Here is a 20,360-nt window from a genome sequence, read left to right as displayed (position 1 = left end):
GTTAAAAGCAAGAATAGTTTGGGGCGGAACGGATGAATAGATTTTCGATCGGATACGCCGCGCTACTTGGGTTAGCCTGCACATTGCCAACCCTCTCCTATGCACAGCAGGAGGTAAAGCAAGACTCGATTGGCCCCGTGGGTCAGGCGAACGTCACACCCGTCACACAAGCTCTGCTCAATGGAGCGGACAAAAGCGCTAGCAACTTCCTTTTGACCAACGGCAATTACGCGCAGACGCGGTTTCATCCGGCGAAGCAGATCAACCGCAACAACGTGAAGAACCTTCACGTTGCATGGATCTTCCAAACGGACGTCAAGGAATCCCTGGAGACCTCACCGATCGTGGTGGACGGCGTGATGTTCGTGACGACATCCTACAGCCACGTCTACGCGCTCGATGCCAAGAGCGGCCGCGAGCTCTGGCACTACAATCACAAGATGGGACCCATCACGACCTATTGCTGCGGTCCCAACAATCGCGGCGTCCAGGTTCTCAATGACACGGTTTACCTGGCTACGCTGGATTCGAAGCTGGTGGCGCTGAATGCCAAGACCGGAGACGTCGTCTGGAAGACCGACATTGCCGATCCCGAGCTCGGCTACAGCGAGACGATGGCTCCGACCGTCGTGAAGGACAAGGTCCTGATCGGCACCAACGGCGGTGAATATGGCATTCGCGGCTTCGTCCGGGCCTACGACGCCAAGACCGGCAAGCAGCTGTGGAATTTCGACACCGTTCCGGAGAAGTCGGTCGGCGTCTGGGCAACCAAAGATGCCACCGGCCGCGACATGCATCGCGACATCGCGGCAGAAAAGGATGCGGTCGCCAAGAACGGCGATCCCTACGCAAAGCTCGGTGGCGGCGTCTGGCAAAATCCCGCCGTCGACCTCGAGACAAACCGGATCTACTTCGTGGTCGGCAATCCCTCGCCCGACCTCGACGGCGCTAGCCGGCCTGGCGACAATCTCTATACGGATTCGCTGGTGTCGCTCGATCTCGATACCGGGAAGTATGCATGTCACTTCCAGTACATCGCGCATGACGTCTGGGATCTCGACGCCGTCAGCCCGCCGGTGCTCGTAAACGTGGCGGACAAGAACGGCAAGACCATTCCCGGCGTGATCCATGCCGGCAAGACCGGGCACATCTACGTGCACGACCGCAAGGATTGTAGCCTGATCCGCTTCTCCGAAGCGATGGTGCCGCAGGAGAACATGTGGGTGCTGCCGACCAAGGAAGGTGCGCGCATGCTGCCGGGCGCCAACGGCGGCGTTGAGTGGTCGCCGATCGCGACCGACCCGGGTCAGGGGCTCGCCTACGCGATCAACTTGCATCAGCCCATGCACTACCGCGTCGAAAGCTCGCCGTATCCGAACGGAAAGCTGTGGCTGGGCGGCGCATTCACTGCCATCCCGGAGGAGAAGCAGTCCGGCAATATCACGGCGGTGAACTACAACACCGGCAAGATCAAATGGCAGGTGAAGACACCGGAGCCGATGATCGGGGGCATTCTCGCCACGGCTGGCGGCCTCGTGTTCAGCGGCGAAGGCAACGGCAAGTTCGCGGCCTATGATTCGTCTACCGGCAAGGAATTGTGGAGCTTCCGCGCCGGTGCCGGGGTCAATGCGCCGCCGTCCAGCTACATGGTGGGCGGCAGTCAGTACATCGTGGTCGGCGCCGGGGGCAACACCCAGGTTAACTTCAAACGCGGTAATAACATCATCGCCTTCTCTCTCGATTGAGTACGCAGGCGATATTGTCATGAATTTTGCGAAGCGGGGCCGATCGGGGCCCCGCTTCCATGTTGAGCCTCGATGGATCAGTGAATGAAGTGGTTGCTGAACAGGACGATCCCGGGCGCGATCATGCTGGGACTGGGCACTTGCGTCGCATCAACGATCGCCGCCGCCCAAATCAGGAACGGAGCCAGCGCGCAGCCTGCCCTCCCTTCTGCGATTGCCGAGAAGGTCGAAGTCTGCGCCGGCTGTCATGGGGCCGACGGCAAACCTGTCGACAAGAGCATTCCCATCATCTGGGGACAGCTTCAAGGCTACATCTACATCCAGCTTCGCGATTTCAAGCGAGGCGACCGCAAGAACGAGACCATGCAGCCGATCGCGTCCTCGCTCGAGAAGGATGAGATGATGGCGATTGCCGAATTCTTTTCGCAGAAACCGTGGCCCGATCTTGGCCAGCCGAGGGCCCCGAAAACCATCGCGCAGAAAGCGATCGAGGCCGAGCATTCAGTAGGCTGCACCGGCTGCCATCTGGAAGCGTTTCAGGGCACCGGTACCGTGCCGCGGCTCTCGGGGCAGAGCCGCGAATATCTCGCCAAGACGATTGGGGACTTCCGCACTCGGGAGCGAGGCAACAATCCCGGAATGTCCGACCTGATGATCGCCACGCCAAAGGATGGGCTCGCAGCGCTCGCCGAGTATCTCGCTGGCCTCTAGACGCGCGCGCAGGCCTCAATGTGTCGGCGTAAGGCGTTCGCGCAGCGACGTTAATGTTGTAAGGTCGGCGGCACGTTTGCCGCCATTGTCCCGCAGCGACGGATCTGCCCCTCGCGCGAGCAACAGAGCAGCGATCGCTCCGCGGCCTCCCTCCGCCGCGATCATCAGGGCCGTGCGGCCACGCGCATCCCGGTCATCGATATGAGCGCCGGTGTCCAACAAATAAGTCAGGACATTTGCTACCTTTGCATCCGGGACCTTCTCGTCCGCACCGGCGGCCCACATCAGGACAGTAAGCTCATTGGCATAGCGGGCATTGACGTCGATGTTGCGAGATAGCAACCGCTTCACAATGTCAACATGGCCGGCGGCGGCAGCATAGACGATTGGTGGTTTCCCGGTGTCATCCGGCAGGCGCTCGTCGGCTCCCTCTGCGATCAGTGCCTCAACGATCGCGTCATTGCCGGCATAGGCAGCCGCCGTGACCGGAGATATCCCGCTGCGGCCTGTAAGCCTGACACTGGCGCCATGTTCGATGAGACGACGGACCACCGCGGCATGGCCGCGCTCGGCCGCAAAATACAGAGCTGTCGCGCCGGAGAGATTACGTGCATCGATCGGAGCACCGCGCGAAAGCAACAGATCGATCATCTCCATGTGACCGAACCGCGCAGCATGACTTAAGGGCCTTGCGCCCAGCCGGTCACGGGCATCGACAGAGGCGCCCGAATCCAGCAGCGCCGTCGCCAGCCCGGTGCAATTCGTATCCGCTGCCGAAAACAACATCAGCGACACCTCAGTCGCGGAAATCTGCCGGTTCATAGCTTGAAGTTGGCGATCCAACTCCGCGCAGCGGTCGGGTTCTGCAGAGAACGCTGGTGTCGAGACGGACAACACGAGGGGCACGGCCCAGCAGAAAACTCCGAGACAACGGTACAATGCTTTACCTCCCACCGCTTTTCTCAAGAGTGGCATGCGCGCTTACTGATGCCAAGCTCTGAGCCGCCTTGGATCTACGCGAAAAGCTGGCATGTCCGTTCGGTTGAGCCATACTCGTGCAGTGCGGCGTAGGGGGACCTTATGAGAAATCATCGAAGCGCCCCGTAGTTACATACGTAGTTACATACGAAGGTACTGGTCGGCGGAACAACTCGCAACGGCCATCCTTACGCCTTGGCGTAACAGCAAAAACAAGTTGACAAAGGGCGCACGGGCCGGAATTGCCCCGCCCGCGACGTCACAGATTAGGGCAGCTGATCGAACGTCAGCGTGTTGTCGAGCGTATCGCCTTGAGCAATTGACTCTGGCACGTGGATTTTGGGCCTTGGTAATTCGGCAGCTTTGTCACGATCGAGATCTGGTTTCCGCCAGACACGCTTCCGAGTTCGTCAGTCAATTCGTCCGTTTCGTTGTTTGACCTGTTCATGATCAGTCTCCTCTTTGCCTCTCGGTGAAGATCTTTCCTCAACCCGTCGGGTAGGGGTTCATCGGCCTGATCCGAACTTCTGTGACTAACTAGGCATGAGACTTGGAGGCGCCGTCACTAACCCTGATGGTCACCTCTGGATGGAACGGGCCGATCACAGTGCCGCGCCGGGCGAACTTTTTCGCCTGTCGCCTGGTTCTGGAATTCAATCACCCCTCTGTATTCGGCCGGCGCGAGTACTCGCCATTGTGACCCCATAACCAGGAAAACGCGTCTACTTTCGATCGGCTTCGGCTTCCTGCTCAAGCCGCAGAATATGCGCGCGCAGTGCGTTAAATCGACCTTCGGCAACATCGCTGAACAGCGGGTCTTTGTGACTCGTTGCGGCCGAAGCGATCTCGGTCCAATCTTGAAGCTTGGGAACCTTAAGTGCCGCAGGAAAGAAATCGCGATCTTCCATCATCATGTGACGGCGCTCGTGCGCAACAAAATCGCGAACGATAATATCTACATCCTCGCGAAGAATTTCACGATCTGCGAGCACGCTGTCGACGGCCTGAGCGACGCGGCGTAAAAGCTGGGCCCCCTTTCTGATGTTCACGAGCTAGATCGCCGACTTTTGCGGCAGCAGCTGGATCTCGTACCCTCAGCTTGGCAAAGACCAGGTCCTCCTGGGGATGATGATAAACTTCAGGGTAGACTTCGAAATAACTGATCACTGCGTGGATGACCTCGTAATCAGGACGACCTCCGCGGTCGAATACCTCTAGCTCCCGCTCGAGGATGGCGAGCAATTTCTCGATGTTGCGATGCTCTTGGGACAAGCGCTCTATGATCATGGCAGCGCTCCACTGAGTGAACCATTTTAGAGAGTGGTCCTCTGGCCTGAATCCGCTTTGCGACAAATCAAATCTAGTCAGATTAAGGATGTAGCCACGCACTCTGAAATGAGTGTCCCCCAGAGCAACGGCAATCGGTCCCGCGACGCCCTGGATCTGGTGCCGCGATCGCCTCTGAATTCAGTCCAGATGCCGCGAACGGCGATTGCAGCCCAGAACTCATCGCTGCAGAGATCGTTTCGGCTTAGGTACTTCCTGAATTGATTTCATGTAGTTGAGGACTGCCTCCGCATCGCCCCTCTTGAAGCGGAAGGTCGGCATCGAGGGATGGATGCTGCTGTCAATCGGCGCCGAACTGGGCCCGTTGAACTAACAGCGGCAATTGCTTGTCGCTATTGACCGAATCTGCGTCGAGGTGGGGTCACGATCGGCGCCGATCGTGACCCCACCTTAATGAAGCTTTCTTCATTTCGTCAGGTGGATACTGCCAGTACTTCAAGCGACGTGACCGGCGCCGATTAACAATCGGCAGTGATAAGGTTGAGGGCACGACAGTTTACGGCGCCGACCGCCGAGAGATCGGCAGTGTTGAACGTGTTATGATAGACAAGGTCAGTGGTCAGGTGAAATACGCGGTGCTGAGCTTTGACGGGTTTTTGGGCATGGGCAACGACTATTACCCACTGCCCTGGCAGTCCCTGAGGTACGATCAAGGTCTGGGCGGCTACGTCACGAACCTTACGGAAGCCAAGCTGAAGGGCGCCCCCAAGTACAGTGACGAGAGCAGTTGGTCAGATCAGAGCGCGAGCAGGGTCAACAAGTATTACGAGAGTTCATTTATGTAGACCTCGTGTACACCTCCAGAGAGACCGCCTTCGGGCGGTCTTTTTTGTTGGCCCTGCCCAGCCACACAAGCCGAGCGCACAAGTTTTGCAGATCGAGCATGGAGGATCGTTCCGCTCACGCAGACGCAGGTAGAACCGGAAATTCCAGGTGCCGCACCCAGAGCGCCTGCTCGCAGCGGAGGGGCTTTAACGACGGAGGCCGCATCCTCGGTTTGTCATCGGAAAGGCTCGCGAGGACGCGAAGGCCAGGCCGACCGGGCACAACACATTCGACCGGAGGGATCCGCGCCGGCCCTCCAAGCCCCTGGCGCGGTGTCGCAATATGCTACGAGGCCGACAGCATGAGCGATGTGGAGCTGTGCCGAGATTGAGCTTTCTCAGCCGCAAGGCGCTGCGGGCGCCCAATCAGGTAGCCTTGCATCTCATCGCAGCCCTCCTTCGCGAGAAGCGCCATCTGGACGTTTGTTTCGATCCCCTCCGCTAGCACCGGTACGCCAAGACCGTGCGCGAGCCCGATGATCGCGCGAACGATCGCCAATGATCGCTCGCTCTGTCCGAGCGAGGCAACGAAGGACCGGTCGATCTTGATCCGGTCAAGAGGGAAGGCCTCGACATAAGACAAGGAAGAGTATCCCGTCCCGAAGTCATCCAGCGCAATCAGGATACCGAGGCTCTTGAGCGATTGCATCGCCTTTTTGGCGCGCGAGACGTCCTCGATCAGGACGCTTTCCGTGATTTCGAGCTCCAGTCGCGAAGGCTCAAGGCCAGTTTCGCGCAGCGCCATACGGACCTGCGCGTCGAGATTTTCCCTGCGGAATTGGGCGGCCGAGACATTGACGGCGATCCGGAAGGGCCGGTCCCACGATGCGGCCTCCCGGCAGGCTTCTATCAGCACCCAGTCGTCGATCTGAGCAATCGAGCCGCTTCGCTCCGCGACAGGGATGAATTCTCCAGGAGAAACGACACCGCGATCCGGATGACGCCACCGGACCAGCGCCTCGTAGCCAATGATGCGGCCATCGCGGTGCTGCTGCGGCTGATAATCGAGATAGAGTTCCCCACGCTCGACGGCGAACCGCAGATCATGTTCAAGCGCGCGGCGCTCCCGGAGCTGCTGGTCCATCGCGCTCGTGAACAGGCGGATCGCGCCCCGACCCTCGTGCTTGGCCCGATACAGCGCCGCGTCGGCGTTCGCGAGCAGAGAGGTGATCTTGTCCGCATCTCTGGGAAACAGCGCCGCGCCCACGCAGAGATCGAGCTTAAGAGCATGACCGTCGACTTCGATCGGATCCTCGAACGCGGCCCGCATCTTGGTCGCCAGCAGTTCCGCGCTTGCCGACAGAGGCACCTGGTCCGTGATGCCGATGAACTCGTCGCCGCCCACCCGTGCCACGTAGCAGCCTTGCGACGCTTCTTGGAGACGGCGGGAGGTTTCGCGCAGCACGGCGTCTCCGATCGCATGCCCGAACAGGTCGTTGATCTCCTTGAAGTGGTCCAGGTCGATGCAGAGCACGGCAAAGCCGGAGCCGGTGATCTCGTGCCGTTCGACCGCCGCAGAGAGATGCTGATCCAGGGCCGTCCGATTCGGCAGCTCGGTCAGAACATCGTGGGAGGCCAGATAGCTGATCCTCTCCTGGGCGCGATTGCGCTCGGTAACGTCGAACGCCACGCAAACGTGGGCTGAACGCCCCTCGTAGTGGAGCGGACGAGACTCGATGACGACCTGGATGAGATCACCGCAAGCGGTTCTATGCAATTCGAAATCGATGGAGCCATCAGATGGTCCGCACTCGAGCTGCTGCTCGCACATGCGGAGAAGATCCTCGCGGCGGTAGCCGTAGTGTCGGCACATCGCTGCGTTCACCGCGAGCAATTGCCGCGTTGAAGAATCGACCACCCACATCGGCAGCGGATTCTCCTCGAAAAGGAGACGGAACGAGGCCTCCCGACGCTTCAGGTCGGTGATATCGATCCGGACCCCGATGCTGCCTCCATCGGCGGTGCGCCGCTCCTCAACTCGGATCCAGCGATCGTCGGGCAGATGCTGCTCGTGGGAGTATCTCGGCAAGGCATGGCGAGCCAGGCGTTCGGCGAGCCATTCGTCCTCGCGGCCGATCGCCTCGGGATACTGTCCCCGTGAAAGCCCAGCCCGCAGGATGCTTTCGAACGGTGTTCCCGCCGCCAGCGCTTCCTGGCTGGCCGCATAGAATTCCCCGTACTGTCTATTCCAAAGGACCAGTCGATCATCCTTGTCAAACACGGCGAGGCCTTCAGGAACGACATCGAGCGCCTCGGTGAGATGCGTGTGAGCGGCGCGGGCAGCGGCTTCGGCCCGCTCGGCTGCCGCCTTGGCTTCGGCAAGAGCCATCTCGGTTCGGTAACGTTCCGTGATGTCTTCGTGCGTGGCAACCCAGCCTCTGCCCTCCATGGGGCGGTGCCGAATGCGCACCATCCGTCCGTTCGTCAATTCGACGGTCGTATCCGAACTTTGGTCGATCACCCGTGCGCTATTGCGCCAAATCAGATAGTCCTGCTTCGACATCTTCGGCGCACTGCCGGCTGAATACCGGAGATCGACAATGTCGTTCAGCTTCATGCCGGGCCGGATCGCGTCCGGATCGAGATCGTAGATCTCCAGATAGGTCCGATTGCAGACAATCAGCCGCTGGTCCTCGTCGAAGAAGCAGAGGCCCTGAGACATGTTGTTGAGGGCCCGGTCGAAGCGGTCGGCGACGGCGGTCGCGGTCTGCTCAGCGGCCCTGGCGCGCTCGCCTTCCTGGGTCAGGCTGCTATGGGCCTGAATCAATTGGACGAACGAGCGAAAGTTGGTGTTGATCATCCGCCCGAGCAGCACGAGCAGCAACAGCAGATTGATCCCGAGCGAGATCATGATGCCGTCGCCTGACAGGAGCAGCACAGTCCCGATCGGGGTGCCGGCAATCAACATCGTTAGCAGGGACGCCGGCGGAAAGCTTCCGAGGCAATAGGCAGTGCCGATGCAACCCATGAACACAAGCAAGGCGATCGGCGCGCGTAAGTCGGGATCGACGGTCGCGAACAGTCCTAGAATCCAGAGAACAAAACCCGCGTTGAGGACCACCGCGACAACGCGAGTCCGCCTGAGCTCACGGTGCGCCTGCTCTGGCGAGACATCGACCGCTTTCAAGCGGAGCCACTGAACCAAGCGGAGCAGGCACAGTGCCAAGAGAGCGGTTGGCAGGCCGAACCTGAGCCAGGCCGACACGGTTACCGGGAGGACCAGCGCTACACTGATACTGTCGACCAGCAGCACAGCGTAGAGAACTGGGACCTGCTTTCGCAGAATCCGGAATTGCTCGACGACCAGCGCGCGCCCGAGCGGATCTGTGATATCGCCCAATGCGAAAGCGGCACGTAGTCGCGCGAACGAGCCCATGGAAGTTGCCCTACCCCTTCCAGAGCTTAGGACATAGAGGCGAACGACGCGTAAAGGCGCTTGGTGTCTTCGGGCTTAACGGGTTTGCTGCAATTGCGAACTCTTCAGCAGTGGTGGGCCCACAACTGAGCGCAGGTTCGCATTATCTTAGAATTTCAGAGTCGTTCTGAGACCGAATACGGAGGCGTTCCTGAGGGTCTTTCCGGCGAGCGGGCCCGTCGGAAGGGTGGCACCGCCACCGGGATGGACGATGTATTGGAAATTCGGCTGCACCGTCCAGCCGTCCTTGATTTGATATTGATAAACCGCGGTCAGCAATCCTTCGAAGCTTCGCACGGGCCAATTCGGATCGACCAGCGCCCGATAGTCCCAGTCGAGCGCCTGCGCCCGTTTAGAGACATGGGCGTAACCCGCGGCAAGGCCGAACTTGTCGTCCGGGCGGTCGTCGCGCAAGCCGATGAACTCGAGACCCGCGTCGGCGTATAGATCGACCAGATTGCGATCGGCAGGGCCGCCCGAGATCCTGGCGAACACGCCGATGCCGCGATCGTCGCTGTGTGGCACGCGATAGATCTGCTGCTCGAGGACCGCCCAGCCGCCGATATCGCCCGACAGTAAAAGAGGCTCGCCGCTGCTGGCGGGAGCGGCAAGCGAGACGCCGTTCGACGCCAGCCGCTGGTCCGCGAACGAGCCGAAGTGCCGCCAGCCGCCGAACTTGATCTGGCCGGTCAGGTTCGGGTCGCCCTTCTTGTTGTTCCAGGCGTACTGGACCTGCCCGAGCAGAAGCGGCGGATCGTTGACGCGGAAATTGACGCCATAGCGGTTGCGCTCCTGCGGATCGCCCGGACCGGGTCCGGCCTGGTCGCCATCGAAAATTCCCCCTAGCACCGAAAGCTGGTCGGTCACGTTGACGAGCAGGCGGGCTCCCATAGCGGCCAAGGGCGGTGATGGTCCGCCGCTGGGCAGGTCGAGAGACGTGATGGCAGGCCAGCCCATGGAGGCGTTGGTGAACACATCCGTGTACTTGGTATTGAAGAATTCGCTGTCGGCGGCGAGCTGCCCGAATTTAAGCGAGACCTTTTTCGCGCCCCACTGCTTCTCGAAATAGGCTTCGTACAGCCGCGTCGACGGCAAAGCCTCGATACCGCTGACGACGAAGAAGTTCTGCAGATTGCTGCGCGACAGCCCGTCGCCATGGATCTGGAACATGTTGGCATGAAAGGTGAGCTTGTCGATGCCGACGAGCTTCTGCAGATCGACGTCGACGGCGAGATTGAGGCGGCCTTCGTAGATCGCGCCCTCCTTCAATCCTCCGGACGCGTTGCCGAGCACCTCGCCGATGTAGGTCGCGGCAAATTTCACGCCGTACCTCTGAAGCGGATTGGGTAGAAGACCGAGCGTCTTCTCCTCAACCGTGCTCTCTCCCGTGTCGGGATCAGCGGGCTTGTCGTCGTCCGTCTTCTTGTCTTCCTGTGCCATGGCATTGGCTGCAAGAAGCAAAAGCACCGGCATCGAAAGAGCCGCTTGCCGGTATACCCTCCTTCGCCGCAGCACGGGAACTCCTCACAGTGGAAGTGGCTCAACGGACTTGCCTGATCCTGGAATGGAAGTCCACCGAGGCGTCACGCGGCCACGCTTGTACTCGGATGGGGTGACCTGCCGCTTTCATACACTGGCGCGGCCTGCGCCTTGATTCCGAAGTTTCCCTTTTTGCACGTGATTCCAATCTTGATAACAGGCCTGTCCTTGTCCTCGCGCAACATGGGGGAAATCATCACTGCCGATGTTCGGACGACGCGTTCACCTGTCTCCTCTGGAACAAATAACGTCCGTCCGCTCTTTACAGTGAGGAGGCAGCTATGCTGGGAAAAAAATCGGTACGCCCTATCCGCACGACGCTCAACCTTGCGGACGGGAGGCAGGTGAAGTCCGTCCGAAGGCGCCTCGGGATCTCCGATACTGATCTAGTCAGGATCGTTGAGAAGATCGGCAACTCGTTAGCGGCCATTCAGAAGGAGGTTGATCTCGAAAGGGTCGCGGCCCTTGAGCATTCCAACTCAACCGAAAAGCCGACGGTCCCCGCATAGTGATGTCCGAACCGCTCTATCAAGAGGAAGAAGTGAGATGAACGGCTTAATTTACTTGATCGGATTGATAGTTGTTATTGGGGCTATCCTCTCATTTTTTGGCTTACGATAGTAAGCCGAGACGAGGCCCTCGGGTGCAGCAAAATGGATGATCCGCACCAGGTGAATACAATTATCGCCACGGCAATCTGTGATTTCTTCAAGGACCATCCTGACGAACAAATTGGAACTGAAGAAGCTAAGCTTCTCGGAAAGCAGATTGTCGAAGCCCTCAATGAGGCTGGCCTGCGGATTACACCGTTCGATCCGTCCCAGCGGTAATGGCCAAAGAGAGAACGCGAGCTTGGTAACCAATTGCCTTTGTGTTCATTGGGATTCGACTCTAGTCGCCGCTTTGAGAATCTTCGAACCGCCAGAGGGCAATTGCCCGCCGGCGTCGCTCACATTGGACTTCCCGATAAGCGCCAGAGGCACGTTTCGGCCGACGGCAGCGCCAATTTTCAATCATGCGATCAGACCACTGACGTCGCTTCAGCGCGGGCCGGCGCGTCGCGCCCGCCCGACCAGCTTCCGGTATTGACTTTCGTATTCCCTCGCCATCCGGCTTGCGGCGAAACGCTCCTCGAAACGCGCACGGATCCTCCTTCTATCCAGCCGGCCCAATTCGCTTACTGCGCCGATCGCCTGCGCCTCGTTTTCGACGATGAATCCGGTCACGCCGTCTTCGACCACCTCGGGCACGGACCCGGCTCGATAGGCGATCACGGGCGTTCCGCAGGCCATCGCTTCGACCATGACCAGACCGAACGGCTCCGGCCACTTGATCGGAAACAACAAGGCGGCGGCGCCGGCGAGGAAAGGCTGCTTCCTAGCTTCGTCGACCTCGCCGACGAGCTGGACGGTGTCGCCGTCCACGTGAGGCTCAAGCCGCTTCTTGAAGTACGCAGTCTCGGCACGCGGTATCTTGGCCGCAATGCGCAAGGGCATCCCGGCGGCACGCGCGATACGGATCGCGTCCTCTGGGCCTTTGTCCACGGTCAAGCGACCGAGGAACGCAAGATATGATCCCAGTTCGTAAGACGGCCGAAACAGGCTGGCCGGCAGCCCATGCAGGATCGTTCCGATCCAGTTCGCCTCCTGAAGCGGGAGCCGCTGATGATCGGAAATCGACACGAAAGCCGCTTCCGCATACTCCCTGACGACGTCAGATAGCCCCGGCAGGTCGAGCCGGCCGTGCATGGTCGTGAGAAACGGCACGCCAGTCCGGCGCAGCAGGGGAAGAGGCAGCCATTCGCCGTGGGAGTGGATCAGATCAAAGTCGCCCGCGTGCTTCGCGATCGCTTCGATCAGGAGAGCGCAGGCGGCGCTCGGATCCGCGCCCCTTCGCCCGAGGCGCAGCGCGCGAGGCCAAACGGCCTGAAGCTTGCCATTGGTTCGGGAGTCTCCGCTCGCGAAGAGGGTGACGTCGTGTCCGAGTTCCACTAGTTCGTCCACCAGCCAAGCAATTACCCGCTCGGTACCGCCATAAAGCTTTGGCGGGACGCTTTCGGCCAAGGGGGCGAGCTGAGCGATGCGCATCGGCCCTAGGCTCCCAACACGCATCGCAAGCCGAGCACGACGGTGGCTGAAATGAGGGACGAAATTGCCAGCAAGGTCCAGCTCGGCCTCGTGCTTCCGCGGGCCACCCGCCCAACGAGCAACTTGATGCGGGTCAACATTCGTCCGCCGGAAGGCGCTGCAGGTAGACCAGCCCGAAGCTTGCGAGTTCTTCGGCATCGATGCCCTGCTGCAGTCCCCTCGCTTGAAGGTGGCGCTCGAGCAAGCAGCGTCGGTTATCCGACGGATCGATTCCGGGACGCCTTGCGCGGAAGATCGACCAGGCCGTCGCGGCGGCCGCTCTCACCTTAACCTCATCTACCATTCTGGCACCGCCGATCCGAACCCGACCGCTGGCAACTCGAGGTGCTCAGGAAGGTTTCCGGATTTTCCCGAAACGTTTCGGCGGACTGTTCGGCCGGCCCCCGCGAGCTTAGCGTCGTCCGACCTGCCGCCAGGAGAGCGTGACGCAAAATTACGCGGGACATGGACATCGGGCTGGGCTCCGCAATCCGCTTGACGGCACGTCGCCGGCGTACTGAATTCCTAGTTTCGGTGGTGTTGCAGGGTGGCGTGATGGAAGAGTTCTACAGAGGCTTCGCGCAGCAGGCGCGCGATTTGGCGGAAAAGGCGGACCCGTTCACCAGACTGCGGCTGCTCGAATTGGCCAACCGATACGATGCGCAAAGTAAACCAGGCTCGAGCTACGGCCGTCCGCCAGTGCCGCGCGCCGCTCCCCCCCGCGTCACTCTTCTCGGGTCCTGGCGAAGCCTGACGCGAGCTACTCTGGTCCCGGCTTGGCGGCGCAGCTTCTCATTCTGATTTCCTGCCCGTCCTGCGCTGCTCGGCGTGAGCCCGTTCGCCGCCTCGGGCGCTTGAGGACCAGATTCAATTCCGCAAGATCGGCGCCTCGCGAAGCGCACTCCTGCCGATCTGCTTCCGCCCGTCGACCGAGGTATCGCCCTCGCTGGCCGCTTCGAGGATCGCGGAGGCGACGTTCGTGCGAGCCGAGGTCTCAACCGCGATACGACGAGAGTTCGCGTCCTAGCTCGTTTTCAGCTTCTCCCGGGCTGCATCCGCGGCATCCGTTGCGGCCTGCTTCACCCGATCAACGGCTTCTTCGCCGCTGTCCCCGATTTCAGCTACGAGCGTATCCGCAGCTTCGCGCACGCTCTGCGATACCGCGCCGGCGCGCGTGTTCAGGTCGGCTTTTATATCATCGCTGAGGTCTCCGACCCACTTGTTCTCGAGGTCCGACGTCCGGAATGCCCCTGCGATTGCGGCGCCGATCGCCAAGCCGACGGCTCCGACGACGAGCGGTTGCCGCTCAAGAACATCAGCAAGTGAGGATTGCGCTTGCGCGAATGTCTCCTTGCCGGGAAGCGAGCTGCCGGCCTTGCTGAAGGTCTCACGCGCATAAGCGACACCTTCATCGAACCGGTCTTTGACCTTGTCGGCCGCCCCGGACATGGATTGCGACGCCGCGGCACCGGCTTCGCGCAAGCTTTCACCAGCTCCGCGCGAGTCGTAGTGGTCCATCTCAGGTGCGGTGGGGGGCGCCGCTGTGGGCTGCAATCTCGACACGGCTTGCTGCACATTGCGTGCGCCCGCATCCGTAGCTGCGGAAGCCGCTGCCGTGGCCGAACTCGCTACGCCCTTCAGCTTCTCATCCCCGACCATTAGCCAGAGCGCGCCGCCGCCGATAAGCGCCGCGGCCAAGGGATTTTCCTGGACCGCCGCCTTCAAACTGTCAAAAAAACTTCGGTTGCTGCTCATCGCACCATTTCCTTCACGGTGTTCTTGTCCTTTTCCAGCTGCCGCATCGTTTCGTGAGGCGCGAGATTGCGCGCGTCCAACCGGTTAATGCCAATCGCGAACAGGGCCGCGGCAAGCACGAGACCAACGAGGGCGGACACCAGATAAGAGACCGGCTGCGACCAACCTGCGGACACCAGCGCTGCAGACAGCGCAAGCAGCGCCAGGACGAGTGCCGGAATGACCAGGATAGCAGCTGCGGCCATAAATCCGACCGCCCCGCCGACCTTCTGGGCCTTTTCGCTTAATTCGGCCTTCGCCAGATCGACCTCGTTCTGGAACAGCTTGGCGGATTGCGACAGTACGTCGCCCACGAGCGAGGAAACGGCTCTCAGATCGCGCCGGCCGGTGTTGATATCGTTCTGGAAGCTCATGACATACCGCCGCGCCCGGAGGAGAACGTCGTGTTGGAGCTTCCGCCCGGACTCGAGGTGTCCTGGCGCCAGGTATCGCTGCCCGATGCGGAGGCCGTCCCGCTCGCTCGGTTGCCCCCTTCGGCGCGCGACGACCGCTCGCCAGAGGCCTTGAGGAAACGGACCGCGGCAAAGCCCGCCAGCACGGAGATCCCCAGGAATGCCGCCGGTTGCCGCTTTGCGAAATCCGTGGCGCTATCGACGAGATCGCTGAAGCTTCCGTTACGGATTTTATCGGCGGTGTCCTCGACATATTCGGCGGCAGTGCTGACGCCGCGGGCCACGAACGGGGCGTCGTTCTCGAAGGCGCGTCCGGCTTCGCGAATGTTGCCGGCAAAACGCGCGATGAAGTCGGCGCCGGCATGTTGCTGCTGGCGGGCTTTCTGCTGCACCTGGTCGGTGGCTCCGGATACTGCGTCGTTGGCGGCATCCGCGGCTTCCTTGAATTTGTCGCGCGCCATATCCGTCGAGGCGCGCAATGCGTCCCCCGCGCGCTGCTTCATGTCCGCGCCGGCATCGGCCACCTGGTCCTTCAGGCTTTGCGATGAGCGGGTATTCTGGTTTTGGGTGAAGTTGGTTTTTTGGTTCAGGTCCAAATCGCTCATTTGACTATCTCTCAGGAGTTCGGGGTTCTCGAAGGATCGAAGGCTGCACTCACGACGTCCTCAGCAACCTCCTTGAGGGTGTCGGCCATATTCCTGGTCATCCGGCTCGCGTGCGCTCCGAGATCAGCGTCCCCGACGGTCTTCGTGGCCGCGTCGGCCGCGGACACGGCCGCGTCCCTGGCCGCCTCGAAACCATCTTGCGCCGCGTCACCTGCGGCCTGCTTCATTTTGTCGCTGGCCTGTCCCATGACATTCGCTTCAGCTTTAGTTGCGGGAAGGGCAGCGGCGATGAGTGCGCCGATCGCAACTCCAAGGCCGCCAATCAGCGCGGCGTTGTCGCCGATGACCTGCTTTGCTTTTTCCGGCGCGGCGGTTGCTGCGTCCGTTGCCGTGGAGCGCGCCCGGTCGAGGGCATCCTTCGCGCTATCCATGCCGCCTCTGAGAGTATCGGCGATCATGTCGGTGGCCCGAGCCGCCCGGTTGCGCACGTCTTCCGCCATCCCTGCCGCCGTACCTCCGGTATTATTGGCAGCGTCATTGATCTGGCTTCGCGCCGAAGACATGGCGTCTCCAACGCCGCTGCGGAGCGACTGCGCCTGCTCGCCCGCCTCGTTGATCATGCTGCGCGCGCTGTCCATGGCCGGAGCAACAGCTTCGGTGGCGCGCTCGCGCACCGTCTTCGAGGTCAGCGCAAGGCCGGCCCCGATCATCAACAGCGGCAGGGGCATACCGCGGGCCATCCGCAGCACTGGAACTGCGACCGCCGTACAGGCGGCCATCGTCTGAATCGGATTGTCGATCGCTTGTTGCTTCAGCGTGTCGACCCAGCCTTGAGTCTTTTGGCCGATGAAATCGGACACTTCCGATTTGATGTGTTGCGGCGACGCAATGTTGCGGATGTCCCCGGCGGTATCCGTCAGCCGAGCCCTCAACTGATCGACGCTCGCGGCCAGCTCGGCACGGCTGCGTTCGGACTCCTGCTTCAATTCCCTCACGGTTCGTGCCATGCGTCACCCTCTGTGATTATCTTTCAAACTGAATTCGCGCTGGCCTGGAATGGTTCCCACGCATTCGCGGTCGAACCTGAGATCGGCTCAGCCTACGCGGATAGCTCGCGCAATCGGGTATTCGGGCTCTAACTCTCATTTAGTACGAACAGACTTGGCGCCAGTGGTCAGCAGCGCGTCTTCGATCTTCTTCGGATCTTCACCGTGGAAATCCACCGAGACCTCAAGTGCGCCCTCGAGCTGCTGTTGCGGTTCTGGCTCCGGCGCACCCTTGGCGTCCGCGCCGGCCGCCAGCGTTCAAGCCGAGTTCTCGCCGCCGGCGGGCTCTATGAAGCCGTCGCTTCGCGGCACGCCCTGCTCTTGAAAGATATGCTCCACCGCGAGCTTGGCGTCACGACGAGTGTCGAATTGTCAGACGATCGTGCTTTCCAAGGCGGTTCTCCGCAGAATGGGGATATGCGGCGGACAACCGGCCTGGAACGTCCGAGTTCCTAGCCGACAGTGCAGCCCTCTCCGCGAACGCTATGGCAGCCTACTTGCCGCTGAGGGACAGGCTGATGCGGGTGACGACGCCGTCCCAGGCGTGCTCTTCCTCGGCGGGATAGTTGATCAGCACGCAATGGAGCAGCTGCCCCGAGAAGTTGCAGCGGTCGTAAAAAACCTTGTCGCCCTTGTAGCTGGAAACCGCGAAGAAGCGCGGTGTCACTCGCTTGTACTGGATCCGGGAAGGCGGGTGCCTCTTCGCGAGAAAGGCAGCGGGTGAATCGTTCGCGACGTTCGGCGCGGCCTGGATCGTGAGGTCGGCGCGTCCGTCGGCGGTTCGGAAGCGTTGCCCGTACCCGTCCGGCTTGCCGGCTTCTTCGGTGAAGATCGAGGAAGGGAAATCCACCGAGGTGCCGGTCTGCGGAATAGTGTACCTGCTCCATCTCACCGGTTGCGCCGAGACAGTCGACGTCGAGGCAGCGAGTGCCAAGGCAAGAGCCACCACCGTTGCTTTCATCGCATGTCCTCCGGGCCGCGTTCCGCCGAACCGGCGGAGCCCGGTCCTACCCTTCCTTCAAGGCCGACTTGACCTCACGTACCGTCCAGCTTTCGTCGTCCGCGATCACGCGCACCTTTGCGCCTCCGCCGACCAGCACGTGAGAACTGAGATCGTCGTCAGCCGGCATCACGACGATTTCCGTCTCCGGCTTCCAGTTCAGCGTCAGATCGAGATCGCCGGGGAAGATCTGCCAGCGCGAGCCATCGTCGAGCTCGACGATGTGGCTCTCGGAATGAGATCTGATCTTCACGACGCGGCCCGGGGGCGCTCGTTACTTCTGCCCCGACGGCGCCTGGGCGTTCGCGTTGTTCGGGTTCTGCTTGTTCGCTTCGTGATGTCCGACCGCGCACCCCGCCGCAGCGCCGAGCTTGCCATGGCCCGCCATGTGGCCGGCTACGCCGCCGACGATAGCGCCCTTGATGCATCCTTTGGCTTCCGCCGGTGACGCCAAGGCGAGTACGGACAGGCAGGTGATGGCCAGGATCGTTTTCATGATCGTTCTCCGAGATTGCTACGCTTCTGATCAAGTCGCCTGAAGAATTCCCGTTCCGTCCGAGCGCGGACGTTGACGGAATACATAGTTCGCAGAAGCCGAAGATCTGAGACGTGCTTCGCCCACCCCCGCCGCGAGCGCGCGCTCGCCCTGGACCACCGATCGCTAATGCGTATGTTCCGTCGGACGTCGTCAGGGCCGTGAAAACGTTGGGCAGGCTCCTTGACTCCGCGACCGCAGGCTACTCAACTCTGGGCAGTGATGTTGTGGGGGTGCGTCATGGAGCAGGAATTCTATCAGGGTCTCGCGCAGCGGGTCCGGGCCATTGCCGAGAGGGCCGATCCGTTCACCCGACGTCGTCTGCTGGATCTTGCCAAGCGGTACGACGCCAAGGGCGGTACCGCGCGATCCGCAGCAACCGAACGACCGCTGCCGGTCCCGCGCACCACGCCGCCGGCTTCCGTCTTTTCCGGACCGGGCGAGGCCTGAGGGCGGCGGCGGCAGCCACCTCGAAGGAGGTTCGCGATGAGAGCTCAGGCCTCCGACCGGCCGCCCGCTCCGTCGGAGTTCAGTCAAACCGGACGTCCGGCAGCAGGCCGCCCGTCTCATGATGAAGCCCGCCTAATCAGCAAGCGAATGCTCGAGGAAGAAACGGAGCATCTCCCTGGTCGCGTCCGGCCCGCGCGGATCGGTGTAGGACCCGGCGGGACTGCCTCCAGACCAGGCATGGCCGGCGCCGTGGACGCTCCAGTGCTCGGACATCGCCAAGCCTCCTCCATCGGTGAGGATGGTGCGGGTATAGGCGTGCCCCTCGGGCACTCGCCCCCGAAGAATCTTCGTGCTCGGGCTCGCAGCTTCGCCCGGCCGACCGACAATCCATTCAGCATTGCTCGGATGCACCGTGTTATCGCGATCGCCATGGAAGACGATGGTCGGCACCGGCAAGCCGGCCGTCCCGATCGCTCCGGCGTTGCCCTGCCGCATCGCGGTCAGCGCAGAAGGAAGGTCACTGGCAGCTCCGCAGGCGAGCCCAGAATGGACGCCGACGGCGGCATACAGGTCGGGGTACGTCGCACCCATGATGGCGGCGGCGGCCCCGCCGGCCGACAGGCCTGCGACGTAGACGCGCTTGGGATTGATCGGGTAGTCCCGCATGATTTGGCGGGTGATGCCCGCGATCAGCGAAGGCTCGCCGCCATCCCGCTGCTGGTCGCCGGTACGAAACCAGTTCCAGCATTTCGCCCGGTTAGCTCCGGGTGGCTGCTCCGGATAGGCGGCGAAGCAATTCCGCTCGTCCGCCAAAAAATTCATCCGGGTGCCGGCAGCGAAATCGTCAGGCGACTGGGTGCAGCCGTGAAGCATGACGATAAGAGGACGCGGCGCTCCATCAGAGCGGCTCGGGATGAACAGCTTGTAGGTCCGGCTTCCCGCCGCGTTGCTGAAACTGGCAGTGACGAACCTTGTGCCGTCCGGTGCGATATCCCCCTTGGACGGTGGAGCGCGTCCGACCGGACCTGGCAGGCTGAACCCGGAAAGACCTTTCATGCCGGCGAATGGCGCGGGAGCTTTGCGCCGCTGGACAGACCTCGCCTGCGTGGACGGGCTGCTCTCCCTCTCCTCAACGACATTGGCCTTCAGATCGAGTGTCGGCCGCTCGAGCCTCGTCGGCTCGACACGCACAGCACCGCCCCGTGTCGCTGCGGGCCCGCGATCGCCGCGCAGCATTCGCTGCAGCAGCGCCGTGGCCTCTAACAGCTGGCCGGCTCGCGTGAGGCGAGTGGCCTCACGAACTATGTTCTGATCCAGCATCGGTTCACCTCATTCTATCGGCGAGAGCGGCCTTCACCGCGGGAGTGGCATGAAGGGCTCCGAGCACCGAGACCGAGGCAATCGTGGCGCGGGCCAGCTCGGGCGTGACGTCTTGGTCGATGGTCGCCAGGCCCAGAACGTTGATGTGCAGCATCTCGCCGGCGCACCGCGCCGCCTCGAGATCTTGGCGGGTATAGTTTCGCAGCCCGAGATCCAGGCTCTTCCGGGCCGTCGAATTCTTGACGACCTCCGCGTGCCGCTCGAGCTGGTTGCGGATCGCTGTCCGGATGAAATCGGTGCGGTTCGAGTAAAACCCTTCCTGCACCATGAGATCGACTTGGCCGAGGTCGACATAACCCAGGTTGATCGTGATCTTCTCGCTATCGGAGGCCCTGGGTCGAAGTTCGCGTACATTATCGGTCATGGATACCATCCATTTCACCATCCAGTTGGATGGCGCTCGGATGGTAAATGGGTGCTGTACGCGTCTTTTCAAGGCCGCGGCAGACCGT

The 20,360-nt window shown here is 61.5% G+C and carries 20 protein-coding genes; 5 read left to right on the top strand and 15 right to left on the bottom strand.

Annotation, left to right across the window (positions count from 1 at the left end; all coding sequences use genetic code 11):
• Positions 1–212 precede the first annotated feature (212 nt).
• Both AC0L2O_RS12670 and AC0L2O_RS12665 read left to right on the top strand, forming a co-directional pair.
• Positions 213–1,745, top strand: coding sequence for an outer membrane protein assembly factor BamB family protein (locus AC0L2O_RS12670; protein ID WP_473369946.1), 1,533 nt, complete (start codon positions 213–215; stop codon positions 1,743–1,745).
• Between the two features lie 84 nt (positions 1,746–1,829).
• Positions 1,830–2,456: a c-type cytochrome gene (locus AC0L2O_RS12665; protein WP_473369945.1), complete on the top strand. Its 627-nt coding sequence runs from the start codon at positions 1,830–1,832 to the stop codon at positions 2,454–2,456.
• A gap of 15 nt (positions 2,457–2,471) precedes the next feature.
• Here the strand turns inward: AC0L2O_RS12665 and AC0L2O_RS12660 are convergent, their stop codons facing one another.
• From AC0L2O_RS12660 to AC0L2O_RS12650, 3 genes are all read right to left on the bottom strand, one after another.
• Positions 2,472–3,278 carry an ankyrin repeat domain-containing protein gene (locus AC0L2O_RS12660; RefSeq protein ID WP_456767446.1) on the bottom strand — a complete coding sequence of 269 codons (807 nt, stop codon included), beginning with the start codon at positions 3,276–3,278 and terminating at the stop codon, positions 2,472–2,474.
• 878 nt (positions 3,279–4,156) lie between these two features.
• Positions 4,157–4,483 (bottom strand): hypothetical protein, encoded by a 327-nt coding sequence (locus AC0L2O_RS12655; protein ID WP_473369944.1) that lies wholly within the window; start codon positions 4,481–4,483, stop codon positions 4,157–4,159.
• Positions 4,410–4,721: a hemerythrin domain-containing protein gene (locus AC0L2O_RS12650; protein ID WP_473369943.1), complete on the bottom strand. Its 312-nt coding sequence runs from the start codon at positions 4,719–4,721 to the stop codon at positions 4,410–4,412. The genes AC0L2O_RS12655 and AC0L2O_RS12650 overlap by 74 nt, the downstream gene beginning before the upstream one ends.
• A 524-nt stretch (positions 4,722–5,245) precedes the next feature.
• Between AC0L2O_RS12650 and AC0L2O_RS12645 the strand changes: the two genes are divergently transcribed.
• Positions 5,246–5,566, top strand: coding sequence for a PRC-barrel domain-containing protein (locus AC0L2O_RS12645; protein WP_473370070.1), 321 nt, complete (start codon positions 5,246–5,248; stop codon positions 5,564–5,566).
• Positions 5,567–5,891: 325 nt separating this feature from the next.
• Here AC0L2O_RS12645 and AC0L2O_RS12640 read toward each other — a convergent pair whose 3' ends face one another.
• Positions 5,892–8,981, bottom strand: coding sequence for an EAL domain-containing protein (locus tag AC0L2O_RS12640; RefSeq protein ID WP_473369942.1), 3,090 nt, complete (start codon positions 8,979–8,981; stop codon positions 5,892–5,894).
• Between the two features lie 147 nt (positions 8,982–9,128).
• A complete protein-coding gene (locus tag AC0L2O_RS12635; RefSeq protein ID WP_473369941.1) occupies positions 9,129–10,460 on the bottom strand; it encodes a carbohydrate porin in 1,332 nt (443 codons plus the stop codon).
• A gap of 752 nt (positions 10,461–11,212) precedes the next feature.
• On the opposite strand from AC0L2O_RS12635, the gene AC0L2O_RS12630 reads away from it, so the two are divergent.
• The gene (locus tag AC0L2O_RS12630) at positions 11,213–11,389 is read left to right on the top strand and encodes a hypothetical protein (protein ID WP_456767441.1); all 177 of its coding nucleotides are present in this window, start codon (positions 11,213–11,215) and stop codon (positions 11,387–11,389) included.
• 210 nt (positions 11,390–11,599) lie between these two features.
• Here AC0L2O_RS12630 and AC0L2O_RS12625 read toward each other — a convergent pair whose 3' ends face one another.
• The 8 genes from AC0L2O_RS12625 to AC0L2O_RS12590 all read right to left on the bottom strand — a co-directional run bounded on the left by AC0L2O_RS12625 (position 11,600) and on the right by AC0L2O_RS12590 (position 18,039).
• A complete protein-coding gene (locus tag AC0L2O_RS12625) occupies positions 11,600–12,646 on the bottom strand; it encodes a glycosyltransferase family 4 protein (protein WP_473369940.1) in 1,047 nt (348 codons plus the stop codon).
• A 1,062-nt stretch (positions 12,647–13,708) separates the two neighbouring features.
• Complete coding sequence (locus tag AC0L2O_RS12620; RefSeq protein ID WP_473369939.1) at positions 13,709–14,440, bottom strand: hypothetical protein; 732 nt, start codon at positions 14,438–14,440, stop codon at positions 13,709–13,711.
• The gene (locus AC0L2O_RS12615) at positions 14,437–14,853 is read right to left on the bottom strand and encodes a phage holin family protein (RefSeq protein WP_456767438.1); all 417 of its coding nucleotides are present in this window, start codon (positions 14,851–14,853) and stop codon (positions 14,437–14,439) included. The genes AC0L2O_RS12620 and AC0L2O_RS12615 overlap by 4 nt, the downstream gene beginning before the upstream one ends.
• Entirely contained in the window at positions 14,850–15,416 is a 567-nt protein-coding gene (locus AC0L2O_RS12610) for a hypothetical protein (RefSeq protein WP_473369938.1), read from the bottom strand. Before AC0L2O_RS12610 ends, AC0L2O_RS12615 begins: the two co-directional genes overlap by 4 nt.
• 92 nt (positions 15,417–15,508) lie before the next feature.
• Positions 15,509–16,504, bottom strand: a complete 996-nt coding sequence (locus AC0L2O_RS12605; protein WP_473369937.1) for a DUF3618 domain-containing protein — start codon at positions 16,502–16,504, stop codon at positions 15,509–15,511.
• A 532-nt stretch (positions 16,505–17,036) separates the two neighbouring features.
• The gene (locus AC0L2O_RS12600; RefSeq protein ID WP_473369936.1) at positions 17,037–17,504 is read right to left on the bottom strand and encodes a hypothetical protein; all 468 of its coding nucleotides are present in this window, start codon (positions 17,502–17,504) and stop codon (positions 17,037–17,039) included.
• 46 nt (positions 17,505–17,550) lie between these two features.
• Positions 17,551–17,796 (bottom strand): hypothetical protein, encoded by a 246-nt coding sequence (locus AC0L2O_RS12595; RefSeq protein WP_473369935.1) that lies wholly within the window; start codon positions 17,794–17,796, stop codon positions 17,551–17,553.
• Between the two features lie 21 nt (positions 17,797–17,817).
• The gene (locus AC0L2O_RS12590; protein ID WP_456767434.1) at positions 17,818–18,039 is read right to left on the bottom strand and encodes a hypothetical protein; all 222 of its coding nucleotides are present in this window, start codon (positions 18,037–18,039) and stop codon (positions 17,818–17,820) included.
• Positions 18,040–18,318: 279 nt separating this feature from the next.
• Between AC0L2O_RS12590 and AC0L2O_RS12585 the strand changes: the two genes are divergently transcribed.
• A complete protein-coding gene (locus tag AC0L2O_RS12585; RefSeq protein WP_456767433.1) occupies positions 18,319–18,528 on the top strand; it encodes a hypothetical protein in 210 nt (69 codons plus the stop codon).
• Positions 18,529–18,660: 132 nt separating this feature from the next.
• On the opposite strand, the gene AC0L2O_RS12580 is transcribed toward AC0L2O_RS12585, so the two are convergent.
• Positions 18,661–19,848, bottom strand: a complete 1,188-nt coding sequence (locus AC0L2O_RS12580; protein ID WP_473369934.1) for an extracellular catalytic domain type 1 short-chain-length polyhydroxyalkanoate depolymerase — start codon at positions 19,846–19,848, stop codon at positions 18,661–18,663.
• Between the two features lie 4 nt (positions 19,849–19,852).
• On the bottom strand, positions 19,853–20,272 hold the full coding sequence (locus AC0L2O_RS12575; RefSeq protein WP_473369933.1) for a CopG family transcriptional regulator: 420 nt from the start codon (positions 20,270–20,272) through the stop codon (positions 19,853–19,855).
• Positions 20,273–20,360: the final 88 nt, after the last annotated feature.

It is taken from the genome of Bradyrhizobium sp. Kon10, assembly GCF_055807395.1.
This window is presented reverse-complemented; position numbering and strand designations above follow the sequence as displayed.

Bases quoted from the DNA above. Each gene is read 5' to 3' on its own strand.
- AC0L2O_RS12665 (WP_473369945.1), top strand. From the start codon at position 1,830: ATGAAGTGGTTGCTGAACAGGACGATCCCGGGCGCGATCATGCTGGGA.
- AC0L2O_RS12660 (WP_456767446.1), bottom strand. From the start codon at position 3,278: ATGAACCGGCAGATTTCCGCGACTGAGGTGTCGCTGATGTTGTTTTCG.
- AC0L2O_RS12650 (WP_473369943.1), bottom strand. From the start codon at position 4,721: ATGATCATAGAGCGCTTGTCCCAAGAGCATCGCAACATCGAGAAATTG.
- AC0L2O_RS12640 (WP_473369942.1), bottom strand. From the start codon at position 8,981: ATGGGCTCGTTCGCGCGACTACGTGCCGCTTTCGCATTGGGCGATATC.
- AC0L2O_RS12635 (WP_473369941.1), bottom strand. From the start codon at position 10,460: ATGGCACAGGAAGACAAGAAGACGGACGACGACAAGCCCGCTGATCCC.
- AC0L2O_RS12630 (WP_456767441.1), top strand. From the start codon at position 11,213: ATGGATGATCCGCACCAGGTGAATACAATTATCGCCACGGCAATCTGT.
- AC0L2O_RS12625 (WP_473369940.1), bottom strand. From the start codon at position 12,646: ATGCGCATCGCTCAGCTCGCCCCCTTGGCCGAAAGCGTCCCGCCAAAG.
- AC0L2O_RS12620 (WP_473369939.1), bottom strand. From the start codon at position 14,440: ATGAGCAGCAACCGAAGTTTTTTTGACAGTTTGAAGGCGGCGGTCCAG.
- AC0L2O_RS12615 (WP_456767438.1), bottom strand. From the start codon at position 14,853: ATGAGCTTCCAGAACGATATCAACACCGGCCGGCGCGATCTGAGAGCC.
- AC0L2O_RS12605 (WP_473369937.1), bottom strand. From the start codon at position 16,504: ATGGCACGAACCGTGAGGGAATTGAAGCAGGAGTCCGAACGCAGCCGT.
- AC0L2O_RS12600 (WP_473369936.1), bottom strand. From the start codon at position 17,504: ATGAAAGCAACGGTGGTGGCTCTTGCCTTGGCACTCGCTGCCTCGACG.
- AC0L2O_RS12590 (WP_456767434.1), bottom strand. From the start codon at position 18,039: ATGAAAACGATCCTGGCCATCACCTGCCTGTCCGTACTCGCCTTGGCG.
- AC0L2O_RS12585 (WP_456767433.1), top strand. From the start codon at position 18,319: ATGGAGCAGGAATTCTATCAGGGTCTCGCGCAGCGGGTCCGGGCCATT.
- AC0L2O_RS12580 (WP_473369934.1), bottom strand. From the start codon at position 19,848: ATGCTGGATCAGAACATAGTTCGTGAGGCCACTCGCCTCACGCGAGCC.
- AC0L2O_RS12575 (WP_473369933.1), bottom strand. From the start codon at position 20,272: ATGACCGATAATGTACGCGAACTTCGACCCAGGGCCTCCGATAGCGAG.